Below are 24704 nucleotides of genomic sequence, written 5' to 3' on the forward strand. Positions count from 1 at the left end.
ATGGCGGACGATAATCCCGGCGCCCGGCCGCGCGGCCGCCGCCGCCAGGCGGTGACCATCAAGCATGTGGCGGCCGATGCAGGGGTATCGCTGCAGACGGTCAGCCGGGTGATCAACGACGGCGCCAACGTCAGCCCCGAAATGAAGACGCGGGTGCAGTCGTCGATCGACAAGCTCGGCTACGTGCCGTCGATCGCGGCGCAGCGGATGAGCGGCTCGCGATCCTATTTGATCCTGGCGCTCAACGACCGCGACCGCACCATCGCCGACTGGAGCTCGCGCCAGGGCGTCGACTGGGTCGACCAGATGCTGCTCGGCGGAATGCTGAAGTGCGCCGAGCTCGGCTACCGGATGATGATCGAGCTCGTCGATACGCATAACGACCATGTCGAGCGCGAGCTTCGGGCGACGATCGCCGCGCTTCAGCCCGACGGCGTGATCTTGACGCCGCCGCACTCGGACAATCCATTGATTACGCGGCTGCTCGACGACCAGCACATCCCGTTTGCGCGGATCGGCTCGATCGCTGCGGGACCGGGCATCCGGATGACGATGGACGACGAGCGCGCGGCCCGCCTCGCGACCGAGCATTTGATCGAGCTTGGCCACAGGCGCATCGGCTTTGTCAGCGGCTCCGGCGAATATTCGCTGAGCCAGTGGCGCGTCGACGGCTGGAAGGCGGCGATGGCCGCCGCCGGGCTCAATATCCGCGACCTGCTGGCGGAAGGCGATTTCAGCTTCGCTTCAGGCGAGCGAGCGGCGCGCCATTTGCTGGGCCTCCGTGACCCGGTCACTGCGATCATCGCGAGCAACGACCAGATGGCCCTGGCGGCGCTGGATGTCGCGCGCGAACAGGGGCTGTCGGTGCCGGCCGATCTTTCGATCATCAGCTTCGATGACACGCCGATCGTGCATTTCGCCGTCCCCACCCTGACCGCGATCGACCAGCCGATCGCCGCAACCGCTTCGCGCGCCGTCGAGCTGATCATCGATGCCCAGCGCGGCACCGATCTGCCCGACCAGCCGGTGGTGATCCCGGCGGCGCTGGTGCGGCGGCAGTCGACGGGGCCAGCGCCCAACCCATCTCCGCGGTGAGAGCCGACCCGCGGCCGGAAACGGGTTCGCGATTCCTGTGGTTGTTTGCGCTGGCCTGGGCGGGAGGGTCGGTCGCTTACGTCCCGTTCCTGACCATCCTCCTGCCGCTTCGGGTGGTTGGAATCGCGGGCGCCGACAGTGTCCGGGTGCTCGGCCTGATCACCTTCTTCGGCGCGGTTGCGGCGAGCGTCGGCAACATCCTGTTTGGATGGCTCAGCGACCGCAGCTCGGATCGCCGGCCGTGGGTTGCCGCCGGGCTGCTCATCAGCCTGACCTTGCTGGTCCTGGTACCGCTCGGCCGCGAGCCGGTGTCGATCATCGCCTTGGTCGTCTGTTGGCAGCTGGCGCTCAACATGATGCTCGGCCCGCTCTCCGCCTGGGCGGCCGACCGGGTGCCGCGGCACAAGACCGGATTCCTCGGCGGTTTGATGGCCCTGTCACCGGCGCTCGGTGCTTTGTCGGGCGTGATCGCGACCGTGCCTGGCCTCGCCAACGCCAACCAGCGGCTGTGGCTGGTCGCGGCGATGGTCGCAGCATGCGTCACGCCGGTGATCTTGCTCGTCGGGAGGGCGCCGGAACCGCCCCGCGACCGGGAGCAGGGGCCGCCGCGGCGCTTCGCGGCGCGGATGTGGCTGGCGCGGTTGCTCGTGCAGATCGCCGAAGCGGCGCTGTTCGCTTATCTGCTGATCTACTTCCGGACGCTCGATCCAGGGGTCGATGAAAGCAGCATCGCCCGGCTGTTCGGCGCGGTGCTCGTGGCCGCGCTGCCGATCGCCATCCTGGTCGGCCGGCGCGCGGATCTCAGCGCTCGTCCGGCACGACCGCTGGCGATTTGCGCCTGCGCCTCGGCGACGGGGCTCGTGGCGATGTCTGCCGCCGCCAACGTCAACCAGGCTGTGGCTGCTTATGTCCTGTTCGGGCTGGCGACGACGGTCTTCCTGTCGCTCCACAGCGGCCTGACGCTGCGCGTATTGCCCGACCCTCGGCACCGCGGCCGCGATCTCGGCATCTTCAACCTCACCAACACCGTCCCCTCGCTGATCATGCCGTGGCTGACGATCGCGATCGTGCCCGCGCGGGGTTTTGCCGGCCTGTTCGTGGTGCTCGCCGTTCTCGCGGCGGCCGCCGCGGCGCTGCTGTTCACGCTGAAGCGGTTGGACTGAGCCTTGCTTTCGCGGCATTCCCGTGCGATTCCTCTCTTTGATAACGTTCACAAGCGGGTGAGGGGACAGCGATGAACGGCGGACGGCCTGCGCTGCTGTTGGCGGCGCTGCTGGCGTGGACTGCGGCAAGTCCGGCACAGCCGGTGCCAAGCGCGATTGCGCACCCGGCACGATGGCCCGCCGCGCACAGCCCGGCGACCATTACCGACTCTGCAACCGAGAAACGAATTACCGACTTGCTCGCGAAGATGACGCTCGAGCAAAAGGTTGGCCAAGTGGTGCAGGGCGATATCAGCACCATCACGCCCGCCGATCTTGCCCGATATCCGCTTGGGTCGATCCTCGCCGGGGGCAACAGCGGCCCGCACGGCAATGAACGCGCGACTGCGGCGCAATGGCACCAGCTGATCGAAAGCTTTCGCGCCGCGTCGGCGAAGCCGGCGGCCAATGGGGTCGGCATTCCGATCCTGTTCGGGTTCGATGCAGTTCATGGGAACAGCAATCTGCCTAATGCGACGATATTCCCGCACAACATTGGATTGGGAGCCACCCACGACCCAGCGCTGATCCGTCGCATTGGCGAGATCACCGCGGCCGAGGTCGCGGGCACCGGGATCGAATGGACATTTGCGCCGACCTTGGCGGTCCCGCAGGATCTGCGTTGGGGGCGAAGCTATGAAGGCTATTCGTCCGACCCCAAACTGGTCGCGGACTACGCGCGGCAAATGGTGCTGGGACTTCAGGGACCGTTGCGCCCGGGCGTTCCGGTTGATCCGCGCCATGTCGCGGCGAGTGCCAAACACTTCATTGCCGACGGGGGCACCGATGAGGGTCATGATCAGGGCGACGCCAAGATTTCCGAAGACAAGCTGATTGCCCTCCACTCGGCCGGTTACCCGCCCGCGATCGACGCCGGAGCTCTGACCGTGATGGTCAGCTTCTCTGGCTGGAACGGGACCAAGCACGTCGGCAACGAAAGCCTCCTGACCGGTGTCCTCAAGAATCGCATGGGGTTCGAAGGCGTGGTCGTGGGCGACTGGAACGCTCACGGTCAGATTGCCGGCTGCACGGTCACCGATTGTCCACAGTCCCTGCTCGCGGGCCTCGATATGTACATGGCGCCGGACAGCTGGAAGGGGCTGTACGAAAGCCTGCTTCGGGAAACCCGGGCCGGTCAGATTCCGATGACTCGCCTCGATGACGCGGTTCGCCGAATTCTTCGGGTCAAGGTGAAATTGGGGCTGCTCGGCGGCCGTGCCGTAACTCGCTTCGATCCCTCGCAGAACGGACGGTCGGATCATCTAGCGATCTCGCGCGAAGCGGTTGCCAAGTCGCTGGTGCTGCTCAAGAATGAAGGTTCCGTGTTGCCGATCAAGCGTGGTGCCAACGTCCTCGTCACGGGCCCGGGCGCAGACAATATTGCAATGCAGACCGGTGGCTGGACGGTCAGCTGGCAAGGCGATGATGTCACGAGCAAGGACTTCGTCAACGGGCAGACAGTGTATTCTGCGATTCGAAACGCGGTGGCCAGGACAGGCGGCAAGACATCTTTGTCGACCGATGGCAGCTTCGCGAACAAGCCCGACGTCGCGATCGTCGTATTTGGGGAGAAGCCCTATGCCGAATTTCTCGGCGACACCCCGACTTTGGCCTATCATCCGGGCAACGATCAGGATCTCGATCTTCTCAAGAAGCTAAAAGCCGCCGGCGTTCCCGTTGTGTCGGTGTTCCTGTCGGGACGCCCGCTGTTCGTGTCGCGCGAAATCAATAGCTCGGAGGCGTTCGTCGCCGCTTGGCTGCCGGGCACGCAGGCCAATGGCATTGCGGACGTTCTTGTGGAGGGCGCCGCCGGCAAGGCGATGCGCGATTTCACCGGATCACTTCCGTTCGCCTGGCCGGCAGATGCTCGCTCGCCGGTGACCGAACCCCTGTTCAAGGTTGGCTACGGTCTAAGCTACGCGCATCCAAGGCATGTCGGCACCCTGTCCGACGATCCGAAGATGAATCTTGCCGCGGCGATCGACGTCAATAACCTGTTCGCCAACGGTCGGGCGGCTGGACCATGGGCGCTTAATCTCGCGGATTCCGCAGGAGGCCGAACCGTTTCGGACAGTAAAGCGCAATCGCTCGGCGGCGCTCTGTCGATGGAACCAATCGACCTCGGCGCGCAGGAGAACGCCCGACGATTCTCGTGGGCGGGCCCCGCCTCGATCAGCATCGTTGGTCAAGGTGCGGATTTCGCGCGGCAGCTCAACAATGCCTTCGCGATCAGGCTTGACGGACGTATTGATGCGATGGGCAGCGGCCCGGTTCGGATCGCAGTCGACAATACCCCGCTCGATGCGACTGACCTGTTGAAGGCTCAGAAAGCCGGCGTTCCTTTCACCGTGAAGATCCCGCTGCGCTGCTTTGCCGACGCCGGCGCCAAATTCGCCAGCGTCGCCAATCCGCTGCGGATCGAGGGTTCGGCCGGCCTCGCGCTCGTGCTCCAGTCGGCGCGGGTCGAAGCGGTCGGCGAACCGCTCGCCTGTCCGCCCGTCACGCATTGATCAAGCCGATTCTTGTCATCCGACCTGTTCAAGTTTAGCTCCCCTATCAAACGAAGAGCGGGGGTGTGATGACGGACGAAGAGGCAATCGGCGCGGTGGTCGACGAGATGTACGCGATGATCTCCGGCCCGGCGGGGACGCGAGACTGGTCGCGCCAGGACAATTGTTTCCTGCCCGAAGCGTTGCAGGTTCGGACCTGGGTCGACGAACAAGGCCGCCCGCAGAAGCTCAGCATGAACCTCGACGAATATCGTCAGAACACCACGCCCTTCTTCGCCGACAATCCATTCTACGAGGTCGAGACCAGCCGGCGCATCGACCGCTTCGGGAACATCGCCCACGTATGGAGCGGTTATGAAGCCCGGCGCTCCCCCGATGACGACGATGCGGAACGGCGCGGGATCAATTCGATCCAGTTGTTCAACGACGCCGGGCGCGGCTGGCGCATCGTCCACATGATCTGGGACAACGAGCGCTAGCCGCCACGGCGCTCCTCCCTCGCGGCGAGCGCATCTCCACGCTATGGGCGCGCTCATGAACCCGCTTTACGAACAGATGAACGTCAGCGTCTTCGAGCGCATGTCGAGCCTGGCCACGCGGTTCGGCGCGGTCAATCTCGGACAGGGCTTCCCCGATTTCGGCTGGCCTGACGAGATCCTCGAGGCCGCGGCGAAGGCGGTTAAGGAAGGTTCGAACCAATACGCGCCGTCGCGCGGGATCATGCCGCTGCGCGAAGCGGTCGCTGCGCACTACAATCGCCATTACGGCGGAAATCTGGTGGGGGATCACGTCTGCGTGACCAGCGGCGCGACCGAGGCTCTCGGCGCGGCGATCCTGGCGACCATCAAGCCCGGCGATGAGGTCATCATCCTGACCCCGGCCTACGACAGTTATGCGCCGATGATCCGCCGCGGCGGCGCGGTGCCGCGCGAAGTGGCGCTCCAGCCGCCGGCCTGGCGGATCGAGCGGGACGCACTTGAGCGCGCAGTGACGGACAAGACCCGCGCCATCATCTTCAACAACCCGCAAAATCCGACCGGACGGCTGTTCGACAGTGCGGAACTCGAGGCGATTGCCTCGGTCGCACGAGACCACGACCTCATCGTCATCAGCGACGAGGTGTGGGAGCATATTGTGTTGGATGGCCAACGCTTCACGCCGCTGTCGTCGCTGCCGGGCATGGCCGAGCGGACGATCAAGATCGGCTCGGCGGGCAAAATCTTCTCGCTGACCGGGTGGAAGGTTGGGTGGATGGTCGCTCCTCCCGAGCTCGCCAACGTCGTCGCCCGAGCGCACCAGTTTCTGACCTTCTGCACCGCGCCGAACTTGCAAGCCGCCGTCGAGTTCGGGCTGGACGAAGGCGATGCGTGGATCGAGCCGATGAAGCAGCGCTTCGCCCGCGCCCGCGACAAGATGACAAACGGTCTGCGCGGCGCCGGCTTCACCGTTCTCGACGCGGCCTCGACCTACTTCCTGTGCGTCGACCTCAAGGCCTCGGGAATCGACCTGGACGATGAGAGCTTCGCCGCGGAAGCGGTTGAAAAGGCAGGCGTTGCGGTCGTCGCGCTATCCGCCTTCGCGGAGGACAAACCGCCGCGTCATCTCGTGCGCCTGTGCTTCGGCAAGAAGGACGAGACGATCGATGCCGGTGTCGCGGCCATGGCCCGCGCGAAGGAGCTGCTGGCATGAGCCCGGCCGAGGAAGCCGCCGACTTGCTCGCGCAGTTCGGCATCGCCAGCTCCGGCGATCTCGTCAGCCGGTCGCCGATCGACGGAGCCGAGATCGGCCGGGTTGCGGTTGGCGACGCCAATCGCGCCTGCGGGCTCGCTTCCGGGGCATTCCTCGAGTGGCGCGTGGTTCCGGCGCCGCGCCGCGGGGAGCTGGTGCGGCTGCTCGGCGATGAGCTGCGTTCGGCCAAGGAACCCCTCGCGCGGATCATCACGCTGGAAGCAGGAAAGATCCACGCCGAAAGCCTCGGCGAGGTCCAGGAGATGATCGACATCTGCGACTTCGCGGTCGGCCTGTCGCGCCAGCTCTACGGCCTCACCATCGCCAGCGAGCGGCCCAACCACCGGATGATGGAGCAATGGCACCCGCTCGGGCCGGTGCTGGTAATCAGCGCGTTCAACTTCCCGGTCGCGGTGTGGGCATGGAATGCGGCGCTTGCATTGGTGTGCGGCGACCCAGTGATCTGGAAGCCGAGCGAGAAGACCCCGCTCTGCGCGGAGGCAGTGATGGTGCTGATGGGCCGCGCTTTAAGCAGGTTCGGCGGCGCCCCGGATGGCCTCGTGCAGCTGGTCCAGGGCGAGCGCGATGTCGGCGAGGCGCTGGTCGATAATCCGCGGATCGCGCTGGTCTCCGCGACCGGATCGACCGCGATGGGGCGGGCGGTCGGGCCGCGCGTCGCGCAGCGCTTCGGCCGCGCGCTGCTCGAGCTTGGCGGCAACAATTGCATGATCGTCTGTCCCAGCGCCGACCTCGAGCTCGCCGCGCGCGCGATCCTGTTTTCGGCCGCCGGGACGGCGGGTCAGCGCTGCACCACATTGCGACGGCTGATCGTCCACGAGAGCGTCGCGGAGGCACTGGTGACGCGCCTTCGCCAGTTTTTTGCGCAGGTGAAAATCGGCGACCCGCGCTCGTCCGAAACGCTCATCGGGCCGCTGATCGATCAAGCTGCGTTCGATGGCATGAGCCAGGTGCTCAGCGACAAGGCCGAGCGCGTCGATGGCGTGCCCGGCGGCTTTTACGTCCGCCCGGCGATTGTTGAGGTCGAGGCGCAGGACGGACCGATGCTGCAGGAAACCTTCGCGCCGATCCTCTATGTGCTGCGCTATCGCGACTTCGACGAGGCGGTCGCGCTGAACAATGCGGTTCCGCAGGGCCTGTCGTCGTCGATCTTCACCAACGACGTGCGCGAAGCGGAGCGCTTCGTTTCGGCAACTGGCTCCGATTGCGGCATCGCCAACGTCAATATCGGGCCGTCCGGCGCCGAGATCGGCGGAGCGTTCGGCGGCGAGAAGGAGACCGGAGGCGGGCGCGAAAGCGGCTCGGACAGCTGGAAAGCCTACATGCGCCGCCAGACCAATACGGTGAATTACGGCGCCGATTTACCTCTGGCCCAGGGCATCCGCTTCGACATCGCTCCATAGCGCCAAATTGTCGTCGGCCATCAGCGCGGGCCAGCGGCGACGGAATTCCTGCTTCCACGGCTTGAGCTGGTCCGGGTCCATCGGCGGCGCGACCAGATAGCCCTGCACGAGATCGCAGCCGAGCTCCTGCACGGCGCGCAGCTGCTCGACGGTCTCGACGCCTTCCGCCGTGGCGATGAGGCCTAGGCCGTGGGCGAGATCGGTGATGCCGCGGATGATCAGCCGGCAGTCGCGCGAGCGGTGAACGTCGGCGACGAAGGCCTGGTCGATCTTGACCTCGGAGAAGGGCAGCTGGCGGAGCTGCATCAGCGAGGAATAGCCGGTGCCGAAATCGTCGATGGCGAGGCCGATGCCCTTGATCCGAAAGCGCGTTAGCGTGTCCATCAGCTTGACCAGCGGTTGGGTCGCGCCCTCGGTCAGCTCGAGCACGAGGCGATCGGTGGGCACGTCGAGCCCGCGGCACATCCGCTCGACCAGATCCGGAAAGTCGAGATGCTGCAGGCTGAGCGCGGAGATGTTGAAGGCGATGCTGGTGTCGAGCCCGTCGTCGCGCCAATCGACCCACTGCCGGAGGATGGTTCGCAGTCCCCATAATGTCAGGTCATCGATGAGCCCGTGCTGCTCGGCGAGCGGAATGAAGTGCGATGGTTCCACCGTGCCGAGCTGCGGATCGTCCCAGCGCATCAGCGCCTCGACGCGCATTAGGCCGCCATCCCGCAGCGAAACCTTGGGCTGGTAGACCAGCCGCAGCTGCTGGTTTTCCACTGCGCGCGACAATTCCGCGACGATCGCCTTGTCGGACGTCTTGGTCACGGCACCATCGTCGCGCGAAGCTGCCCCAGGACAATCTCGAGCTCTTCCAGCCGCACCGGCTTTTCGAGCGGTCCGACCATGTTGAGGCCGAGCGCTTCCCCGAGGCGAAAAGCGGATTCGAGCACGCGGCGGTCGAACCCGCTGACGATCAGCACGGGTGCGGTGTAATTGTGCTCAGCGAGAAAGCGCAGCAGCTCGACCCCGTCCATCCCGGGCATTCCAAGGTCGAGCGCGACCATGTCCGGACGGTCCTCAAGGAACTCCCTGCGAAAGTCCTGGTCGCGCGAGGTGATCCGGGGCTCAAAGCCGCTGTCCTCGGCAGCGGTCGCGAGGAACTGCGCCAGCGCCGGCTCGTCATCGATCAGCAGCAACCGCGGCTGCGTCATTCGCGCTCCCTCTATCCCTCGCAACGCGGAGTGCGCCTCAATTCGCCTTCGGGTCAACGCTGGAAACGCACTTTTAACCCTAGTGTCCCTAAAGTCCCATTTTGGCGCGGTGCGTTCGTGCGCGCTTGGAGACGCAGAACCATGTTTGCTTCGCTGATCCGCAGGAAATCGGCCAGTTCGAACGCTGACGTCAACGACGGCGCGTTCGAATCGACGACGGTTTCGCTGTCGACCGCGGTGCCGCGGCCGGCCGAGCGCCGTGGCGAAGAGCGCGTTTCCGCGATGCTGCGGGTCGGCAAGATGACCACGGCGTCAGGCGAGCAGCAGCTCATTCGCATCAAAAACCTTTCGGCTGGCGGGCTGATGGCGTTTGTCGCTTCGCCTCCGTCGGTGGGTGACATGGTCGGCCTCGAACTGTCATCGGAAACGATCCCAGCGCGGGCGGTGTGGACTCGGGACGACCTGGTCGGCCTGAAGTTCGACCACAATCTCGACCTTGGCGAGCTGCTGGCCGGCCGCAAGCCGCGGCATGGCTTCCGCTTGCGGCCGCCGCGCCTCGAGATCCGCTGCCGCGCCTCGGTCAAGGTCGGCAAGCTCTATTACAGTGTCGACGTTCACGACATTTCGCTGGGCGGGATGAAGGTCGAGCCGATCGAGGAATATTGCGTCGGCAAGATGGTGGTGGTGGTGGTCGAAAGCCTCCGCCCGATCAAGGGTGAGGTGCGCTGGTACTCCGATCGCCGCGCCGGCATAGTGTTCGACAAGCCGCTCGAGTTCGACGAGCTCGCCGAGTGGGTCGGCAAAAGGCTCGAGCTTGCCAGCCTGAAGGCGTCTTACCAAAGCCACTGAGGCCACCTATTTCAGCCGTTCCTCTTATAGGAGCGCAATGATGGCCGACGAAATCGCAATCCTCGCGGGCGGATGCTTCTGGTGCACCGAGGCGGTGTTCCTCGACGTTGTCGGGGTCAAATCGGTCGAGAGCGGCTATACCGGCGGCACGATCGCCAATCCCACCTACAAGCAGGTATGCGGCGGCGACACCGGGCATGCCGAAGCGATCCGCGTGACCTTCGACAATGAGCAGTTGAGCTACGATGACCTGCTCGACATCTTCTTCGCCACCCACGATCCGACCCAGCTCAACCGCCAGGGCAACGACGTCGGCACTCAATATCGTTCGGCGATCTTCCCGCTGAACGCGGAGCAGGAGGCGAAGGCGAAGGCCGCGATAGAGCGGAACAACGCCGACCATGGCGACCGCATCGTCACTGCGATCGAGCCTTTGGGCGAATGGTATCCGGCCGAGAACTACCACCAGGACTATTGGGCGAACGAGGGCCAGCGAAACCCTTATTGCATCGCCGTGATCCCACCCAAGCTGCAGAAGTTGCGTAAAAGCTTCCAGGCACGTGCGAAGAGCGCGGCCGCGACCGCTTAAACGGCGGCGGCGCGCCGCAGGCGGTCGTTGATCGCGGCGCCGAGCCCCTGATCCGGGACCGGAGCTACCGCGATACCAGCAAAGCGCGAGGCGTCGGCCTGATGGAGCAGCTCGAACAGTTTTGCGGCGGCTTGGACGAGGTCGCCCGACGCGGTCAGCGTCGAGTGCCCGGCAATCGGGCCGTAGCCGATCAGAAATTCACCGGGTTCGGCCGTCTCGGCGTTGAGTCTGAGCGGCTTGGACGGGGCATAGTGACTCGCGAGCTGACCCGGCGCCTCGATCGTCGGCCCGGCAGCCTGTTCGGCGGCGATTTCGATCGGTCCGCGCCGAAGCAGCCGCAACGGACCGCCGGTCGCGGCGACGATTGTCGATTCCAGGCCGCGCTCCGTGGCGCCGGCGTCGATAACCAGCGGAATTCGCCCGCCGAGGCTCTTTACGACGTGCTCGGCGCGGGTTGGGCTGATCGATCCGCTGGCATTGGCCGACGGCGCCGCGAGCGGGCGGCCGGAGGCGCGGAGCAAAGCCTGCATCGCCGGATGCGATGAGACCCGGAGTCCCACCGTCGGCAGTCCCGCGGTTACGATCGACGCGATGGCCGCGTCGGCGCGAAGCGGTACCACCAGGGTCAACGGCCCCGGCCAATATTCATCGGCGAGCGCCCGTGCCTGCTGGTCGAAGACGCCGATGCGCTCGGCGGACGCGCGGTCCATCACATGAACGATCAGCGGGTTGAAGCTCGGCCTGCCTTTCGCCTCGTAGATGCGGGCGACGGCTTGCGCATTCGTGGCGTCGGCGGCGAGCCCGTAAACCGTCTCCGTAGGAATCGCGACGGGCTCGCCGGCGAGGATCAGCCGGGCGGCCTCGGCAATGCTCCTGTCGTTAAAAGGAAGGACCCGCGTCTTCATCGGACGCGGCTAGAGGATTCCGGCCGCTGCGGAAATATCAGGCGCGTTCGCGCTCGATCAGGCCGGCGGGGTCAATTCCAAGGCGATTCATGCGCGCCCGGACCTCCGGCCATTCCTCCTTGAGGAAGCGCGAGCGTTCGGAATCGCGCAGCCGCGCGCGGGCGCCCGGCGCAACGAACATGCCGACGCCCCGCTTGACCACGATCAGGCCTTCGTCCTGGAAACCCTGGTAGGCCTTGGCGACTGTCAGCGGGTTGGCCTGCTCCTCGGCGGCCAGCGCACGCACCGACGGCAGCGGGTCGCCGTCGCTGAATTTTCCGGCGAGAATCGCATCGGCAATCGTCTCGCGGAGGCGGACGTAAACCGGCTTCTCATGCTGCTTCCCGAGCGTCATGCTGTAATAATACAGCGCTGCGCAGGAAATTCAATCGAATAATCAGCGCTCCGGCGGCGTCCAGGCTTGTGCGACCGCTTGCAGATCCGGCCGTTCGCGGTCATCCAGCTCACGGCTGGGGTGCCCGACAAAGATGAACCCGGCAATTCGCTCGCCCGGACCGCAGAATGCCGCGCGCACCGTCTCGGAATAGGCGCGCCAGCCGGTCACCCAACCCGCGACATAGCCGAGCGCGTGGGCGGCGAGCAGCAGGTTCATTCCCGCGGCGCCGCTCGACAATTGCTGCTCCCAGACTGGGATTTTGTGGCCTTCGACCGGCGCCGACACCAGCACGACCAGCTGGCCCTGATAATGAGCGAAGTTGATCTCTTTCTCGCGATGGGCGGCGGTTGCCTCGGAATTGTCCTCCTCCAGCGCCTTCAGCAGTAGTGCTGCAAGCGCGTCGCGCTGATCGTCTGCGACGGTGACGAAGCGCCACGGCGTCAGCGCGCCATGGTCCGGAATCCGCGCCGCGATCGTCAGGATCCGTTCCAGCTCCTCGGGAGTTGGGCCGGGGCCGACGAGCTCGCGCGGCTTGCCGGATCGTCGCGTCTCGAGCAGCGAAAGGATCGTCGAACGGTCGTTGAGCATCGACGGGGCGCATAGCGGCGGCGCGGTGCCGCAACAATCGGCTTCACAAGTGCATTTTGCCCGTTAGGGTGCGCCTCGCCTCGGCTGGGGCACTCTGGGGAGAGTAAGATGGTCGACACGCCGGCAATCGAAGAACCGGGCTCGCCCGACATCAGCCACGAGAATCCCGCCAGGAAGGGCGAATGGTTCGGCCATCCGCGCCAGCTCGCGCGGCTGTTCACTACCGAGATGTGGGAGCGTTTCGGCTATTACGGCATGCGGGCGCTGCTGACGCTCTACCTCACCAAGCATTTCGTTCTCGGCGATCACGCCGCCACTGGCCTTTATGGCGGCTATACCGCGCTGGTTTACCTGACGCCGCTCATCGGCGGGTTCATCGCCGACCAGTATCTCGGATCGAAACGGTCTGTGAAATTCGGCGCGATCCTGATGGCGATCGGCTATCTGACCCTCGCGTTCGGGGGACAGCCGTCGAAGCCCTACGCGGTCATCGACGGTCAGCGCTACGAAGTTCAGATCGACAATTTCCGCGATCGGCCAAGCAGCGCTGCCAACGAGGCGCGCTACATCGCCCAGCCCTCGGGCGAGCGGCTTAAAGTTCAAGGCAATAATGACGGCAGCATCAGCCTGCTCGCTGCCGACGGGCATGTCGCACGCACCTTGCCCAAGGGCGGAATGCAGGACGAGAGCGACAAGAGCCCGATGCTCATCGCCATCCTGCTGATCGCTCTGTCCACGATCTCGGTCGGCAACGGATTCTTCAAGCCGAATATCTCGACCATGGTCGGAGCGCTCTACGACCAAGGTGACCGCCGCCGTGATGCCGGCTTCACGATTTTCTACATGGGCATCAATCTGGGCTCGATCCTTGGCCAGTTCTTCTGTCCGATTCTGGCCGAATGGCTCGGCTGGTGGGCGGGTTTTTCGCTCGCCGGCATCGGCATGCTGGTCAGCTATTTGCTGATGCAGTTCGATGGCGGGCGACTTACCGGCTACGGTGAGACGCCGACGCGCGAGGGAGGCGACAAAGCGCTGATCATTTACGGCCTCGCGATCCTTGCCATTCCCGTCTTTGTCTTTCTCTTCATGAATCTCATGAACTCGCCGGAGCCGGAGCCTGGATCGGGTCTGATCGGCTACATCCTGTCATTGTCGCTGATGGGCAAACTGCTGTTTGGCACCTTCCTCCTAGGTGTTCCCGGAATCCTGATCTGGTCGTACGCCAAGGGCACCCGCACCGAATTCCAGATGATGGTCGCGGCGATGGTGCTGATCGTGTTCAACGTCGTCTTCTGGACCCTGTTCGAGCAGGCCGGCTCGTCGCTGACGTTGTTCGCCGACCGCAACACCGATCGCTCGGTCTTCGGCTGGTTCGAAATCTCCGCTCCGCAGACGCAGAACTTCAATCCGATATCGATCGTGGTTCTGGCACCGTTGATGAGCATCCTCTGGGGTGTGCTGGCCAAGCGCAATCTCGAGCCGTCGATCCCGGTCAAGTTCGCGCTGGCGCTGGTCGGCGTCGGCGTCGGCTTCTTGTTCCTTGTTTGGGGCGCTACGTTCGCGGGTTCTGACTTCAAGGTGGGGCTGTGGTGGCTTGCCGGCTTGTACGTCATCCATTCGATCGCCGAGCTTTGCATTTCGCCGGTCGGCCTTAGCATGATCACCAAGCTGTCGATCGCGCGCATCGTCGGACTGATGATGGGCGTGTGGTTCCTGTCGATCTCCGTCGCGCAATATTTCGCAGGTGTCGTCGCCCAGTTCGCGAGCGTCGAGACCGTCGGCGGGCAGGTAACCAACCTCAAGGTCAGCCTCGATACCTATCTCGCGACGTTCACGACGATCGCGTGGATTGCGATCGGCCTTGGCGTGCTGCTCTTTCTGCTCTCCTGGCCGCTGCAGAAGTGGATGCATGGTGTCAAATAGGGGTTCAGCCGCGCTCGCCGCGGCGATGCTCGTGTCGGGCTGTGCGGCGCTCAACCCGCCGCCGAAGCCCGCCGCAGCCATCCGCATCAACGAAGACCCTTATCCCTCGACCTACGTTCGCTACCCCGGCGTCCCGACAGTTATCCGGCACGCCACCGTGTTCACCGGCGATGGTCAGCAAATCAACGATGGCACGATCGTCTTTGCCGACGGCGCGATCGCCGCCGTTGGCGGGCCGGAGCTCGCGCCACCTGCTGGAGCGCGCGAGATCGACGGGACGGGCAAGTTCGTTACGCCCGGCATCATCGATGTCCACAGCCACCTCGGCGATTATCCCTCGCCCGGCGTGTCGGCGAATTCCGATGGCAATGAAGCAACATCGCCGGCGCGGCCCGAAGTGTGGGCAGAGCACAGCGTCTGGCCGCAGGACCCGGGCTTTTCGCGCGCGCTGGTCAACGGGGGCGTGACCACGCTGCAGATCCTGCCCGGCTCGGCGAACCTGTTCGGCGGGCGCTCGGTGGTACTCAAGAACGTGCCGGCGCGGACGGCACAGGGAATGAAGTTCCCCGGCGCGCCCTATGGGCTGAAGATGGCGTGCGGCGAGAACCCGAAGCGGGTCTATGGGTCGAAGGGCAGCATGCCGCAGACCCGCATGGGCAACATCGCTTACGCCCGCGAAGTATGGATCAAGGCGGTCGCCTATAAGCGCAAGTGGGACAAATATTACGCGAAGGGCGGCGACATGCCCGAGCGCGACCTCGCGATGGAGACGCTGAAGGGCGTGCTCGACGGCAAGATCCTGGTCCAGAACCACTGCTACCGCGCCGACGAAATGGCCAACATGATCGATATGTCGAAGGAGTTCGGCTATCACATTACCGCGTTCCACCACGCGGTCGAGGCGTACAAGATCGCCGATCTCCTCGCCGCCAACGACATTTGCGCGGTGATGTGGGCCGACTGGTACGGCTTCAAGATGGAATCCTACGACGCGATCAAGGAGAACATCCCGCTGGTCCAGAACGCCGGGGCCTGCGCGATCGTCCACTCCGATGACGCCAATTACATCCAGCGCCTGAACCAGGAGGCGTCGAAGGCACTGGCCGACGGTATCCGCGCGGGAATCCCCGGGCTGTCCGAAGCGGTCGCCTGGGAATGGCTCAGCCGCAACCCGGCCAAGGCGCTCGGCATTCTCGATCGGACCGGAACGCTGACACCCGGCAAGATGGCCGACGTGGTTCTGTGGAACGGCGACCCGTTCAGCGATTATTCGCGGCCCGCGCAGGTGTGGATCGACGGCGCCGAAATGTATGATGCCAACGATCCCAAGAAGCGGCCGGTGAGCGACTTCGAGCTCGGCCAGCCCGGCGAGGGAGACACCAAATGATCCGCCGGACGCTTGCCGCGCTGATGCTGGCCGCCGCCGCTCCCGCCGCTGCGCAGACCTTCGCCATCACCGGCGCGACGGTCGCGCTTGGCGATGGTTCGGAACCCATCCCCAACGGGATGGTCGTGGTCAGCGACGGCCGCGTGGTCGCCGCCGGCGACGTCCGGATGAAGCTTCCCGCCGGCACGCCGGTCATCGATGCGACCGGCAAGTGGGTGACTCCGGGGATCATCGCCGGCTTCTCCCGCCTCGGCTTGGCCGACGTCGACCTCGCAGCCGAGGGCGCCGACGACACGACCGCGAATGGCCCGTTCAGCGCTGCGATCGATGCGTCGACCGAGGTCAATCCGCACGATACGACGATCGCCGTCAATCGCGCCGATGGCGTGACCCGCGCCATCGTCGTGCCGCAGGCCGGCCGCAGCATCTTCGGCGGGCAGGGGGCCGTGATCGACACTGGCGCGGACATGAGCCCGGTGACGGCGGCGCGGAAGTTCCAGTTCGTCGAGCTTGGCCAGAGCGGCGCCGAGAAGGCCGGTGGATCGCGCGGCTCGGCGCACGTCTTCTTCCGTAACGCGCTGCGCGAGGCGGCCGAGCTGCGCCGCTACGCACCCGCAATTGCCGGGCCGACCGGCGAAGCGCCGAGCGAGCTCGACCGCCCGGTCGTCCGCGATCCCAATGAATCGCGGGTCTACGGGCCCGATGCGCGGCGCAGCGAGGACATCCTTCTGACCCGCTTCGATGCGGCAGCGCTCGTGCCCGTGTTGCAGGGGCGCCAGTATCTGCTGGTCCATGTCGAGCGGGCGAGCGATATCCTGCAGGTGCTTTCGTTGAAGCGGGAGTTCCCGTCGCTAAAGCTGGTGCTGGTCGGCGCGAGCGAGGGGTGGACGGTGGCCGAGCAGATCGCCCGCTCGGGCGTTCCGGTGATCGCCTCCGCGGTGAATGACCTTCCCGCGACGTTCGAACAGCTCGCCGCGACACAGTCCAACGTCGGCCGCATGCGCTCCGCCGGCGTGGATGTGTCGATCGGGATGATCGACGACAACGACACGCGGAATCTGTTCATGGAGCGGCAGTATGCGGGCAACCTCGTCGCCCTCCAGAAAATCCCCGGCGCAGCCGGCGTAAGCTGGGGCCAGGCGCTGGCGATGATCACCTCGAAGCCCGCCCAGGCGATCGGCATGAGCGCCGAACTGGGCAGCCTCACACCGGGCCGGCGCGCCGACCTCGTGATCTGGTCGGGCGACCCGCTCGAGGGCGCAAGCGCGGCCGAGCAAGTGTACATCGACGGTGTGCGCCAGCCGCTCGACACCCACCAGACGCGCCTGCTTGAGCGCTATCGTTACCTCCCGCGCCGCGACCTGCCGGAGGCATACCGGCACTAGCTTCGCGCGGCTCGCAATGACGGCTATGAGGGCCGCATGACGCGCAAATTCTTCGGGACCGACGGCATCCGCGGCACGACCAACGCCGAGCCGATGACGGCGCAGACGGCGCTGCGCGTCGGGATGGCGGCGGGCGCGCATTTCCTGCGCGGGGATCACCGCCACCGCGTGGTGATCGGCAAGGACACGCGTCTCTCGGGCTACATGATGGAATCGGCGATGGTTGCCGGCTTCACCAGCGTCGGTATGGACGTCGTCCTGCTCGGTCCGATGCCGACGCCGGCGGTGGCGATGCTGACGCGATCGATGCGCGCGGACCTCGGGGTGATGATCTCCGCCTCGCACAACCCGTTCGCCGACAATGGCATCAAGCTGTTCGGGCCCGACGGTTACAAGCTCAGCGACGACACCGAGCGGGCGATCGAAAAGCGGATGGAGCAGGAGCCGAAGCTCGCCAAGTCGGCCGCGATCGGCCGCGCGCGGCGCATCGACGACGCCCGCGGGCGCTACGTCCAGTTCGCCAAGGACACGTTCCCCGAGCAATTACGGCTCGACGGCCTCAAGATCGTCGTCGATTGCGCCAATGGCGCGGCGTATCATGTCGCCCCCGACACTTTGTGGGAGCTGGGGGCGGAGGTCATCCCGCTCGGGGTCGAGCCGGACGGCCTCAACATCAATGATGGTTGCGGCTCAACCCACCCAGAACTGCTGCGCGAAACCGTTGTGGCGAGCGGGGCGGATATCGGATTAGCGCTGGATGGTGATGCGGACCGCCTGCTCGTCGCGGACGAGAAGGGCCAGCTGGTCGACGGCGACCAGCTGATGGCGCTGATCGCGCTCGGCTTGCACCGCCGCGGCGAGCTCAAGGGCGGCGCGGTGGTCGCCACGGTCATGTCCAACCTCGGGCTCGAGCGGACGCTCGATCAGGCCGGCCTTAAGCTCGTGCGCACGCAGGTCGGCGACCGCTACGTGCTCGAGGAGATGCGCAAGAGCGGCTGCAATGTCGGCGGCGAGCAGTCGGGGCACATCATCCTTGCCGACCATGCGACGACCGGCGACGGCTTGGTGGCCGGTCTGCAGGTTCTTGCGGCCCTGGTCGAAGCCAAGGCGCCGGCAAGCGAGCTTCTGCGCCAGTTCGAGCCACTTCCGCAGCTGTTGAAGAACGTTCGCTTCGGGACCGGCAGTGAGCCGCTGGAGGCGGACAGCGTTCGCAAGCGCATCGCGGCGGCAGAGGCCGAGCTCGAGGGCAAGGGACGGTTGCTCATCCGCAAATCGGGGACCGAGCCGCTGATCCGCGTCATGGCCGAGGGCGACGATCCGGCGCTGGTCGAGCGCGTCGTCGACGACATCTGCGAGGCTGTGCAGGCCGCGGCGTGAACCTTTTATTCGTAATTGTCGGCCAAACGACGTTACCGTGCACATGGAAAACTTCGCCCCGGGGAGCGGGTCGAAGGCAGCTCGTATGGCCTCGACCGCGCGTATCCTGATCATCGCCGGCTCGGACTCGGGCGGGGGCGCGGGGATTCAGGCCGACATCAAGACGATCACCATGCTCGGCGGCCATGCAATGACCGCCGTAACCGCTATCACCGCTCAGAACACGACCGGTGTGACCGCGGTCCATCCTGTTCCTGCCGAGACCATCCTCGCGCAGATCGATGCGGTTATCGACGATATCGGCGTCGACGCGGTCAAGATTGGAATGATCGGCAGCGCCTTTGCCGCGACCCAGGTCGCGGCGCGGCTCGAGCGGCTCAAGGATGAGCGGCCGGGCATCCCGATCGTTTTTGATCCGGTGATGGTGGCGACCAGCGGTGCTGCCCTGGCCGATGATGCGACCGTCGCGGCGTTCGGGAAGCTCATGGATGTGGCGACCATCGCCACGCCCAATCTGCCGGAACTCCAGCGGCTGACGTCCGAAGACGATCCCGTGGCCGCCGCGCTTCACCTCGTTGGGGTGCACGGATGCGCGGTGCTGATCAAAGGCGGGCACGAGGAAGGCGATGCGCTCGCCGACGCGCTGATCGAGACCGACAACATGACCAGCTGGCAGGGGCAGCGGATCGACACCACCAGCACGCACGGGACCGGGTGCACGCTGGCGAGCGCGATCGCGCTGTTTCTTGCGGAAGGATCGAGCCTCGCCGACGCAGTCGCGCGAGCGCGCGAGTTCGTCCGGGTCGCGCTCTACGAGGCGCCGGGCCTGGGGCGTGGCGCAGGACCCATGGGCCAACAGCGAGTCCGGCTCGACGCCGGAACCGGGCCGCGGCTCAACCAGGTGACGGTGACCGGCACCGATTATCAGCGCTCGGTGGAATTCTATCGCAAGCTGGGCCTGAAGCAGATCGTCGACAATCCGCCCGACTATGCGCGATTCGAGACCGCCGGCGGCGCGACCTTTTCGGTTCAGATCGACCCGGACGAGACAATCGTCGCGACCACCGCGGTCTATCTCGAGTGCGATGATCTCGACGAGCGGGTGGAGCAGCTGGCGCGGAGCGGGCTGGCGTTCGAGCATGGGCCGCGAAACCAACCATGGATGTGGCGCGAGGCGCGGCTGCGGGACCCCGACGGCAACATCATCTTCCTCTACAAGGCGGGTGAGGCACGGCGCTTTCCGCCGTGGCGGATGCAAGACTAATCCACACATTTCGTCATCCCCGCGAAAGCGGGGACCCAGCAAAAGGCAAAAAACTGGGTTCCCGCTTTTGCGGGAATGACGAATAAAGGCGTTATGCCCCGGCGCTGCTCTTTCAAGCTCGAGCTCGATTACCCGCAGCCGCTTGCCGGCGTCGACGAGGCGGGCTGTGCGCCGCTCGCGGGCCCTGTCGTCGCCGGCGCCTGCATCCTGAACCGCGACAGCTTCCCACGCGGGATCGACGATTCGAAGAACCTCCCGCTCGCCAAGCGCGAGGCGATCTACAAACGGCTGGTCAAATGCGCCGCCTGGGGCGTCGGCATCGCCACGGTCGAAGAGATCGACAGCATCAACATCTACTGGGCGCGAATGCTGGCGATGACGCGAGCGGTCGAGGCGCTGGGGCTCGAGCCGGCATGGGTGTTGGTGGACGGCAATGCGACGCCGCGGTGGCAGCGGCCGTCCAAGGCAATCGTCGACGGCGACGCCAAATGCCGCTCGATCGCGGCCGCCTCGATTATCGCCAAGGTCACCCGCGATCGCATGATGGTGGACTATGCGAACCAGTATCCGGGCTACGGCTGGGAGCATAACCGCGGCTATCCGACTCCCGACCATCGCCGCGCAATCAACGACATCGGATTGACTCCGCTCCACCGCCGCAGCTTCGGCCTGGTGCGCGAGATCGAGGCGCGGAAAGCGCAGCCTGAGCTGGTCTTCACCGAAATCGGGACGGGCGAGTCCTTTGCGCCACACCCACCAGCAGTTGAGTCCGGGCCGGTGGCGCAGACTCAACATCTTGTGGAACAGCCACGCTCGGCTGCCTAGCTGTAGGCTTTCGTTAACGCTTCTTCGCTTGACCGCGAGTCCCGCCTGACTCACCTTCGTTCGTTCGAAGGGGGGCAGTGTCCGAATGAATCTCGTGTCCCGCATTGCGGAAGGGCAGGGCTCGTTGCGGCCAAAAGCGATTGGGCCGCGCGAAATCCTGCCCTTCAACGTCATCATCCAGGGCGATTGCATCGACGAGATGTCGAAGCTGCCCGACCGCTCGGTCGACATGATCTTCGCCGATCCGCCTTACAATCTGCAGCTCGGCGGCGACCTGTTCCGGCCCGAGGGCGCGCGCGTCGATGCCGTCGACGACGATTGGGACAAGTTCGACAGCCTGGCCACTTACGACAATTTCACCCGCGACTGGCTCGAGCAAGCGCGGCGCATCCTCAAGGACACCGGCACGATCTGGGTGATCGGCAGCTATCACAACATCTATCGCGTCGGGGCCCTGCTTCAGGACGCGGAATTCTGGATCCTCAACGACATCGTCTGGCGCAAGTCGAACCCGATGCCGAATTTCCGGGGCACGCGCTTCACCAACGCCCACGAGACGCTGCTGTGGTGCGCCAAGGACGAGAAGGCGCGCTACACCTTCAACTACCGCGCGATGAAGGCGCTCAACGAAGACCTGCAGATGCGCTCGGACTGGTATCTGCCGATCTGCGCCGGGCCCGAGCGGGTCAAAGGCGCCGACGGCGCCAAGGCGCATCCAACCCAGAAGCCCGAGGCCTTGCTGTACCGGATCCTGCTCGCCTGCACCAAGCCGGGGGATGTCGTGCTCGATCCCTTTTTCGGGACCGGCACAACCGGCGCGGTGGCGCGGCGGCTCGGCCGTCGCTGGATCGGGATTGAGCGCGAAACGGCCTATGTGAAGGTCGCTCGGGAACGCATCGCTTCAACCCTCCCACTCGATGAAAGCGCGATGCAGACGGTACCCGACAAGCGCGAGCAGCCGAGGGTCGCTTTCGGAACGCTCGTTGAGAGTGGGCTGATTCCGCCAGGAACGGCGCTGATCGACGGCAAGCGCCGGTGGAGCGCGAGCGTCCGGGCTGACGGCTCCATCGTCGGCGTCGGAAAGTCGGGGTCGATCCACCAGGTCGGCGCGGCGCTGCAGGGCGCCCCGTCGTGCAATGGGTGGACCTTCTGGCATGTCGAGCAGGGCGGGATGCTGCAGCCGCTCGATGCCTTGCGTCAACAATATCTCTCCGCACTATAGCGCGGGCATGCGCACGCTCCTCCGCCCGACGGGCTTCGTCGATTCGCCGTTCGGACACGACGGCAAGGTCGCGCGCCTCGCTGGCGGCTTGAGCTGGTTCGCAATGGTCGAGCTGATCGGGATCGACGGCAATCGCCGCGTATCCGCCGAGCTGCTGCCGGTGGCCGAGATCGAGAAGCGCTTCGACAATGACCTGGAACGTCAATGGACGACCCTGACCAGCGCGGGTGCTCCGCTCTCGCTTGGCGAGCGAACCGTCCGCCTCGACCAGCCCCAGGTGATGGCGATCCTCAACGTCACGCCCGACAGCTTTTCCGACGGCGGCCAGTTCCCCGATGCGTCGAGCGCCGCCGAGGCGGGGGCGGACATGATGGCGAACGGCGCGGCGATCGTCGACGTCGGCGGCGAATCGACCCGGCCGGGGGCCAAGCCGGTGTGGGAAGGCGACGAAATCGAGCGGATTGCGCCCGTCATCCGCCAGCTCGCCGCCGCAGGCGCGGCGGTCTCCGCGGACACGCGCAAGTCTGACGTCATGACGGCAGCGCTCGAAGCCGGCGCGCGAATGATCAACGACGTGTCGGCGCTCACGTACGACGATCGCGCGGCTGAGGTCATCGCGGCGGCCGGCGTCCCGCTGGTCGTGATGCATCACAAGGGCGCGCCCGAAACGATGCAGGACGACCCCCGGTATGACGATGTCCTGGTCGAGGTCTATTTGTGGCTCGAGGAACGCGTCGCAACCGCCGAGGCCGCCGGTATTTCGCGCGACAAGATCCTCATCGATCCCGGTTTCGGCTTCGGCAAGAACGTCGCGCACAATCTCGAGCTGATGAACGGCCTCGCACTATTCCATTCGCTCGGTTGTCCGGTGGTCGTTGGCGCCAGCCGCAAGCGGACCATCGGCGCGCTATCGGGCGAAGCGCCGGTCGATCGGCGCCTGGGCGGAAGCATCGCTTTCGCACTGAAGGCGGCCGAGCAGGGCGCGCATATCGTTCGCGCCCATGATGTCTTTGAAACGGTCCAGGCGTTCCGCGTGTGGCGCGGCCTCAGGGACCAGGCGCTGACGCCGCGGGTCTAAGCGGCGGTGTCGATGCCGAGGTCGCCGAGCTTGCGGTAGAGCGTCGAGCGGCCGATCCCGAGGCGCCGGGCGACTTCGGTCATGCGCCCACGATAGTGGCCGATCGCCAGCCGGATGATGTCGGCTTCGATTTCCTCAAGCGGACGCAGATGGCCTTCGCTCGTGTACAGCGTGATACCCGGCGAGCCGGCGAGCGCCTCCTGGCTGCGCGTATGGCTAATGCTCGGCGAGAAATCGGTCCGCCGTCCGGAGAAGCGAGACTGGATCGCGATGTGCGGGAAGTGCTCGGCGGTCAGCGATCCGCTGTCGCAGTGGAGGCCGGCGCGGAAGAGGACGCCGGCGAGCTGGCGGACGTTGCCGGGCCAGCCGTAGCGCATCAACAGCGCGAGCGCGTCATTGCCGATCGACAGCGTGCGCATCCCGGTTTGCTCGGCAAGGCGGTTGAGCAAGTGACGGGCGAGCGAGGGAATGTCGCCGCTTCGCTCGCGCAGCGGCGGGAGGGTAACCGTGGTCGCACCGATCCGCTCGGCGAGACCGGCATTGAAATCCTCAGGCAGCGGGCGGCCGGCCGTCGCGATGATGCGCACGTCGACCGAGTAGCTGCCGTTGAGCCCGACGGGCCGGACCTCGCCGGTCGCGAGCACGCGGTCGAGCATCTCCTGAGTCTCGGCCGGAAGCGCGGTAATGTCGTCGAGCAGGAGCGTGCCGCCGTCGGCCTGGACGATGCGGCCGGTTTTCGCCCCGAATGCGCCTGGGAAGGCGCCCTTCTCATGGCCGAACAGCTCGCTGTCGATGATGTTCGCCGGAATCGCCTTGCAGTCGAGCGAATGCAGCGGCCCTTTGGCGCGGAGGCTTGCGGCGTGGATCGCGCGCGCCAGGGTCTCCTTGCCCGTCCCGGCCTCGCCGAGGATCAGGATCGGCAGGCGATTGCGCGCGGCCTTGGCGGCAACCGCCAGCGCCGCTCGGAATTCCGGGGCCGCGCCGACCAGTTGCTCGAGCGACAACACCGGGGCCAGCTTTTCCGAGACCGGAGCGAGCTCGCCCGAGGCCTTGCGCCGGTCGGAATTCGCGGTGAGCGCCTCGATCAGCCGCTCCGGAGCGACGGGGCGGACGAGGAAGTCCGATGCGCCCGCCTGCATCGCTTCGACCGCGTCGGCGACGCTGTTGCCGCTGGAAAGAACAATCACCGGAAGAGTCGCTCGTTGCGCGCGGAGAGTCGCAATTAGGCCCGGACCCTGATCGCTGTTCCAGCTGCCGAGCAAAGCGGCCTGGACCTCGCGCCCGTGCGAACCTTTGAGGTGCGCGGCCGCGGCATCCGCGTCGGCCGAGCCGATGACGGTCCAGCCCGCGCGCGAGGCGATCGCCGAGACGAGTCGGCGCTCGTCGACGTTGGCGTCGAGAAGGAGTAGCGATCGGATCTGTTGTTCGCGCATGCCTGGCCCTTTGGCGAAGCCTAGCCGGACAGGAGTAAAGGTCGCCTTAAAGGCCAACCGGCGTTCGGGGCTTGGGCGACGCGCATCGGCTTGTTATGGACCTGCGACCGTAATCGCGAAGGGACTGTTCATGGCCGACGAGGACTCGCTGCTGGTTAATCCTCCGACGCAAGACGTCGCGATCCATGTCCGCGACTACACCCGCTTCATCAGCATGCTGAAATGGGGCGCCGGGATTTGCCTGGTCATCGCGCTTATCGTCCTGATGATCCTGTAGCGGTCTGACAC

23 protein-coding genes and 1 pseudogene are annotated in these 24704 nt (G+C 65.7%); 18 read left to right on the plus strand and 6 right to left on the minus strand.

What is annotated here, in order from left to right; translation table 11 throughout:
* The 7 genes and pseudogenes from N539_RS0111705 (at nt 1) to amaB (ending at nt 7956) form a co-directional block, all read left to right on the plus strand.
* Nucleotides 1-1095, plus strand: a complete 1095-nt coding sequence (locus N539_RS0111705; RefSeq protein WP_051531863.1) for a LacI family DNA-binding transcriptional regulator — start codon at nt 1-3, stop codon at nt 1093-1095.
* A pseudogene (locus tag N539_RS19045) lies at nt 990-1499 on the plus strand (MFS transporter); the annotation flags it as partial. The gene N539_RS0111705 and the pseudogene N539_RS19045, both read left to right, overlap by 106 nt.
* A gap of 222 nt (nt 1500-1721) precedes the next feature.
* Nucleotides 1722-2258 carry an MFS transporter gene (locus N539_RS19050; RefSeq protein WP_231463104.1) on the plus strand — a complete coding sequence of 179 codons (537 nt, stop codon included), beginning with the start codon at nt 1722-1724 and terminating at the stop codon, nt 2256-2258.
* Between the two features lie 71 nt (nt 2259-2329).
* Nucleotides 2330-4807, plus strand: coding sequence for a glycoside hydrolase family 3 protein (locus tag N539_RS16890; RefSeq protein ID WP_037552766.1), 2478 nt, complete (start codon nt 2330-2332; stop codon nt 4805-4807).
* A 68-nt stretch (nt 4808-4875) separates the two neighbouring features.
* The gene (locus tag N539_RS0111720) at nt 4876-5286 is read left to right on the plus strand and encodes a hypothetical protein (protein WP_028970407.1); all 411 of its coding nucleotides are present in this window, start codon (nt 4876-4878) and stop codon (nt 5284-5286) included.
* A 55-nt stretch (nt 5287-5341) separates the two neighbouring features.
* On the plus strand, nt 5342-6496 hold the full coding sequence (locus N539_RS0111725; RefSeq protein ID WP_028970408.1) for an aminotransferase: 1155 nt from the start codon (nt 5342-5344) through the stop codon (nt 6494-6496).
* Nucleotides 6493-7956: an L-piperidine-6-carboxylate dehydrogenase gene (gene amaB / locus N539_RS0111730; protein WP_051531769.1), complete on the plus strand. Its 1464-nt coding sequence runs from the start codon at nt 6493-6495 to the stop codon at nt 7954-7956. The genes N539_RS0111725 and amaB overlap by 4 nt, the downstream gene beginning before the upstream one ends.
* Here amaB and N539_RS16895 read toward each other — a convergent pair.
* Together N539_RS16895 and N539_RS17915 are read right to left on the minus strand one after the other, a co-directional pair.
* Nucleotides 7915-8769, minus strand: a complete 855-nt coding sequence (locus N539_RS16895; protein WP_051531770.1) for an EAL domain-containing protein — start codon at nt 8767-8769, stop codon at nt 7915-7917. The two genes, amaB and N539_RS16895, sit on opposite strands and share 42 nt — an antisense overlap.
* The gene (locus tag N539_RS17915) at nt 8766-9155 is read right to left on the minus strand and encodes a response regulator (RefSeq protein WP_051531771.1); all 390 of its coding nucleotides are present in this window, start codon (nt 9153-9155) and stop codon (nt 8766-8768) included. Before N539_RS17915 ends, N539_RS16895 begins: the two co-directional genes overlap by 4 nt.
* A gap of 141 nt (nt 9156-9296) precedes the next feature.
* Here N539_RS17915 and N539_RS0111740 point away from each other — a divergent pair, with 141 nt between their 5' ends.
* Nucleotides 9297-10004, plus strand: coding sequence for a PilZ domain-containing protein (locus N539_RS0111740; RefSeq protein ID WP_028970410.1), 708 nt, complete (start codon nt 9297-9299; stop codon nt 10002-10004).
* A gap of 40 nt (nt 10005-10044) precedes the next feature.
* A complete protein-coding gene (gene msrA / locus N539_RS0111745; RefSeq protein ID WP_028970411.1) occupies nt 10045-10593 on the plus strand; it encodes a peptide-methionine (S)-S-oxide reductase MsrA in 549 nt (182 codons plus the stop codon).
* Here the strand turns inward: msrA and N539_RS0111750 are convergent.
* Genes N539_RS0111750 through N539_RS0111760 form a run of 3 tightly spaced genes read right to left on the minus strand, consistent with a single transcriptional unit; the run spans nt 10590 to nt 12522 of the window.
* A complete protein-coding gene (locus tag N539_RS0111750; RefSeq protein ID WP_028970412.1) occupies nt 10590-11498 on the minus strand; it encodes an L-threonylcarbamoyladenylate synthase in 909 nt (302 codons plus the stop codon). The genes msrA and N539_RS0111750 overlap by 4 nt on opposite strands.
* 37 nt (nt 11499-11535) lie before the next feature.
* Entirely contained in the window at nt 11536-11892 is a 357-nt protein-coding gene (locus N539_RS0111755) for a GntR family transcriptional regulator (RefSeq protein ID WP_028970413.1), read from the minus strand.
* Between the two features lie 42 nt (nt 11893-11934).
* On the minus strand, nt 11935-12522 hold the full coding sequence (locus N539_RS0111760) for a nitroreductase family protein (protein ID WP_028970414.1): 588 nt from the start codon (nt 12520-12522) through the stop codon (nt 11935-11937).
* 108 nt (nt 12523-12630) lie between these two features.
* Here N539_RS0111760 and N539_RS0111765 point away from each other — a divergent pair, with 108 nt between their 5' ends.
* The 8 genes from N539_RS0111765 to folP all read left to right on the plus strand — a co-directional run bounded on the left by N539_RS0111765 (nt 12631) and on the right by folP (nt 22983).
* Nucleotides 12631-14445, plus strand: coding sequence for a peptide MFS transporter (locus N539_RS0111765; protein WP_028970415.1), 1815 nt, complete (start codon nt 12631-12633; stop codon nt 14443-14445).
* On the plus strand, nt 14432-15832 hold the full coding sequence (locus N539_RS0111770) for an amidohydrolase (protein ID WP_028970416.1): 1401 nt from the start codon (nt 14432-14434) through the stop codon (nt 15830-15832). The genes N539_RS0111765 and N539_RS0111770 overlap by 14 nt, the downstream gene beginning before the upstream one ends.
* Nucleotides 15829-17217, plus strand: coding sequence for an amidohydrolase family protein (locus N539_RS0111775; protein WP_028970417.1), 1389 nt, complete (start codon nt 15829-15831; stop codon nt 17215-17217). The genes N539_RS0111770 and N539_RS0111775 overlap by 4 nt, the downstream gene beginning before the upstream one ends.
* 36 nt (nt 17218-17253) lie before the next feature.
* Nucleotides 17254-18594: a phosphoglucosamine mutase gene (gene glmM / locus N539_RS0111780; RefSeq protein WP_028970418.1), complete on the plus strand. Its 1341-nt coding sequence runs from the start codon at nt 17254-17256 to the stop codon at nt 18592-18594.
* Nucleotides 18595-18679: 85 nt separating this feature from the next.
* A complete protein-coding gene (thiD, locus tag N539_RS0111785) occupies nt 18680-19858 on the plus strand; it encodes a bifunctional hydroxymethylpyrimidine kinase/phosphomethylpyrimidine kinase (RefSeq protein ID WP_028970419.1) in 1179 nt (392 codons plus the stop codon).
* Nucleotides 19859-19951: 93 nt separating this feature from the next.
* Complete coding sequence (locus N539_RS16900) at nt 19952-20683, plus strand: ribonuclease HII (protein WP_081774335.1); 732 nt, start codon at nt 19952-19954, stop codon at nt 20681-20683.
* 85 nt (nt 20684-20768) lie between these two features.
* Entirely contained in the window at nt 20769-21905 is a 1137-nt protein-coding gene (locus N539_RS0111795; protein WP_028970420.1) for a site-specific DNA-methyltransferase, read from the plus strand.
* 7 nt (nt 21906-21912) lie between these two features.
* Complete coding sequence (gene folP, locus N539_RS0111800) at nt 21913-22983, plus strand: dihydropteroate synthase (RefSeq protein WP_028970421.1); 1071 nt, start codon at nt 21913-21915, stop codon at nt 22981-22983.
* On the opposite strand, the gene N539_RS0111805 is transcribed toward folP, so the two are convergent.
* Nucleotides 22980-24416, minus strand: a complete 1437-nt coding sequence (locus N539_RS0111805; RefSeq protein WP_028970422.1) for a sigma-54-dependent transcriptional regulator — start codon at nt 24414-24416, stop codon at nt 22980-22982. The two genes, folP and N539_RS0111805, sit on opposite strands and share 4 nt — an antisense overlap.
* 130 nt (nt 24417-24546) lie before the next feature.
* Here N539_RS0111805 and N539_RS18620 point away from each other — a divergent pair, with 130 nt between their 5' ends.
* Nucleotides 24547-24693 (plus strand): hypothetical protein, encoded by a 147-nt coding sequence (locus N539_RS18620; protein WP_156029918.1) that lies wholly within the window; start codon nt 24547-24549, stop codon nt 24691-24693.
* Nucleotides 24694-24704 lie beyond the last annotated feature (11 nt).

This window comes from Sphingomonas sp. URHD0057, from assembly GCF_000620665.1.
GTDB lineage: Bacteria > Pseudomonadota > Alphaproteobacteria > Sphingomonadales > Sphingomonadaceae > Sphingomicrobium.

Excerpts from the sequence above, each read along its gene's own strand:
- N539_RS0111755 (WP_028970413.1), bottom strand. The coding sequence starts at position 11,892 with ATGACGCTCGGGAAGCAGCATGAGAAGCCGGTTTACGTCCGCCTCCGC.
- msrA (WP_028970411.1), top strand. The coding sequence starts at position 10,045 with ATGGCCGACGAAATCGCAATCCTCGCGGGCGGATGCTTCTGGTGCACC.
- N539_RS0111775 (WP_028970417.1), top strand. The coding sequence starts at position 15,829 with ATGATCCGCCGGACGCTTGCCGCGCTGATGCTGGCCGCCGCCGCTCCC.
- N539_RS17915 (WP_051531771.1), bottom strand. The coding sequence starts at position 9,155 with ATGACGCAGCCGCGGTTGCTGCTGATCGATGACGAGCCGGCGCTGGCG.
- N539_RS0111805 (WP_028970422.1), bottom strand. The coding sequence starts at position 24,416 with ATGCGCGAACAACAGATCCGATCGCTACTCCTTCTCGACGCCAACGTC.
- N539_RS0111725 (WP_028970408.1), top strand. The coding sequence starts at position 5,342 with ATGAACCCGCTTTACGAACAGATGAACGTCAGCGTCTTCGAGCGCATG.
- N539_RS16890 (WP_037552766.1), top strand. The coding sequence starts at position 2,330 with ATGAACGGCGGACGGCCTGCGCTGCTGTTGGCGGCGCTGCTGGCGTGG.
- N539_RS0111740 (WP_028970410.1), top strand. The coding sequence starts at position 9,297 with ATGTTTGCTTCGCTGATCCGCAGGAAATCGGCCAGTTCGAACGCTGAC.
- N539_RS0111765 (WP_028970415.1), top strand. The coding sequence starts at position 12,631 with ATGGTCGACACGCCGGCAATCGAAGAACCGGGCTCGCCCGACATCAGC.
- thiD (WP_028970419.1), top strand. The coding sequence starts at position 18,680 with ATGGCCTCGACCGCGCGTATCCTGATCATCGCCGGCTCGGACTCGGGC.
- N539_RS16900 (WP_081774335.1), top strand. The coding sequence starts at position 19,952 with ATGCCCCGGCGCTGCTCTTTCAAGCTCGAGCTCGATTACCCGCAGCCG.
- N539_RS18620 (WP_156029918.1), top strand. The coding sequence starts at position 24,547 with ATGGCCGACGAGGACTCGCTGCTGGTTAATCCTCCGACGCAAGACGTC.
- amaB (WP_051531769.1), top strand. The coding sequence starts at position 6,493 with ATGAGCCCGGCCGAGGAAGCCGCCGACTTGCTCGCGCAGTTCGGCATC.
- N539_RS0111705 (WP_051531863.1), top strand. The coding sequence starts at position 1 with ATGGCGGACGATAATCCCGGCGCCCGGCCGCGCGGCCGCCGCCGCCAG.
- glmM (WP_028970418.1), top strand. The coding sequence starts at position 17,254 with ATGACGCGCAAATTCTTCGGGACCGACGGCATCCGCGGCACGACCAAC.
- N539_RS0111760 (WP_028970414.1), bottom strand. The coding sequence starts at position 12,522 with ATGCTCAACGACCGTTCGACGATCCTTTCGCTGCTCGAGACGCGACGA.
- N539_RS0111720 (WP_028970407.1), top strand. The coding sequence starts at position 4,876 with ATGACGGACGAAGAGGCAATCGGCGCGGTGGTCGACGAGATGTACGCG.
- N539_RS0111770 (WP_028970416.1), top strand. The coding sequence starts at position 14,432 with ATGGTGTCAAATAGGGGTTCAGCCGCGCTCGCCGCGGCGATGCTCGTG.
- N539_RS19050 (WP_231463104.1), top strand. The coding sequence starts at position 1,722 with ATGTGGCTGGCGCGGTTGCTCGTGCAGATCGCCGAAGCGGCGCTGTTC.
- N539_RS0111750 (WP_028970412.1), bottom strand. The coding sequence starts at position 11,498 with ATGAAGACGCGGGTCCTTCCTTTTAACGACAGGAGCATTGCCGAGGCC.
- folP (WP_028970421.1), top strand. The coding sequence starts at position 21,913 with ATGCGCACGCTCCTCCGCCCGACGGGCTTCGTCGATTCGCCGTTCGGA.
- N539_RS0111795 (WP_028970420.1), top strand. The coding sequence starts at position 20,769 with ATGAATCTCGTGTCCCGCATTGCGGAAGGGCAGGGCTCGTTGCGGCCA.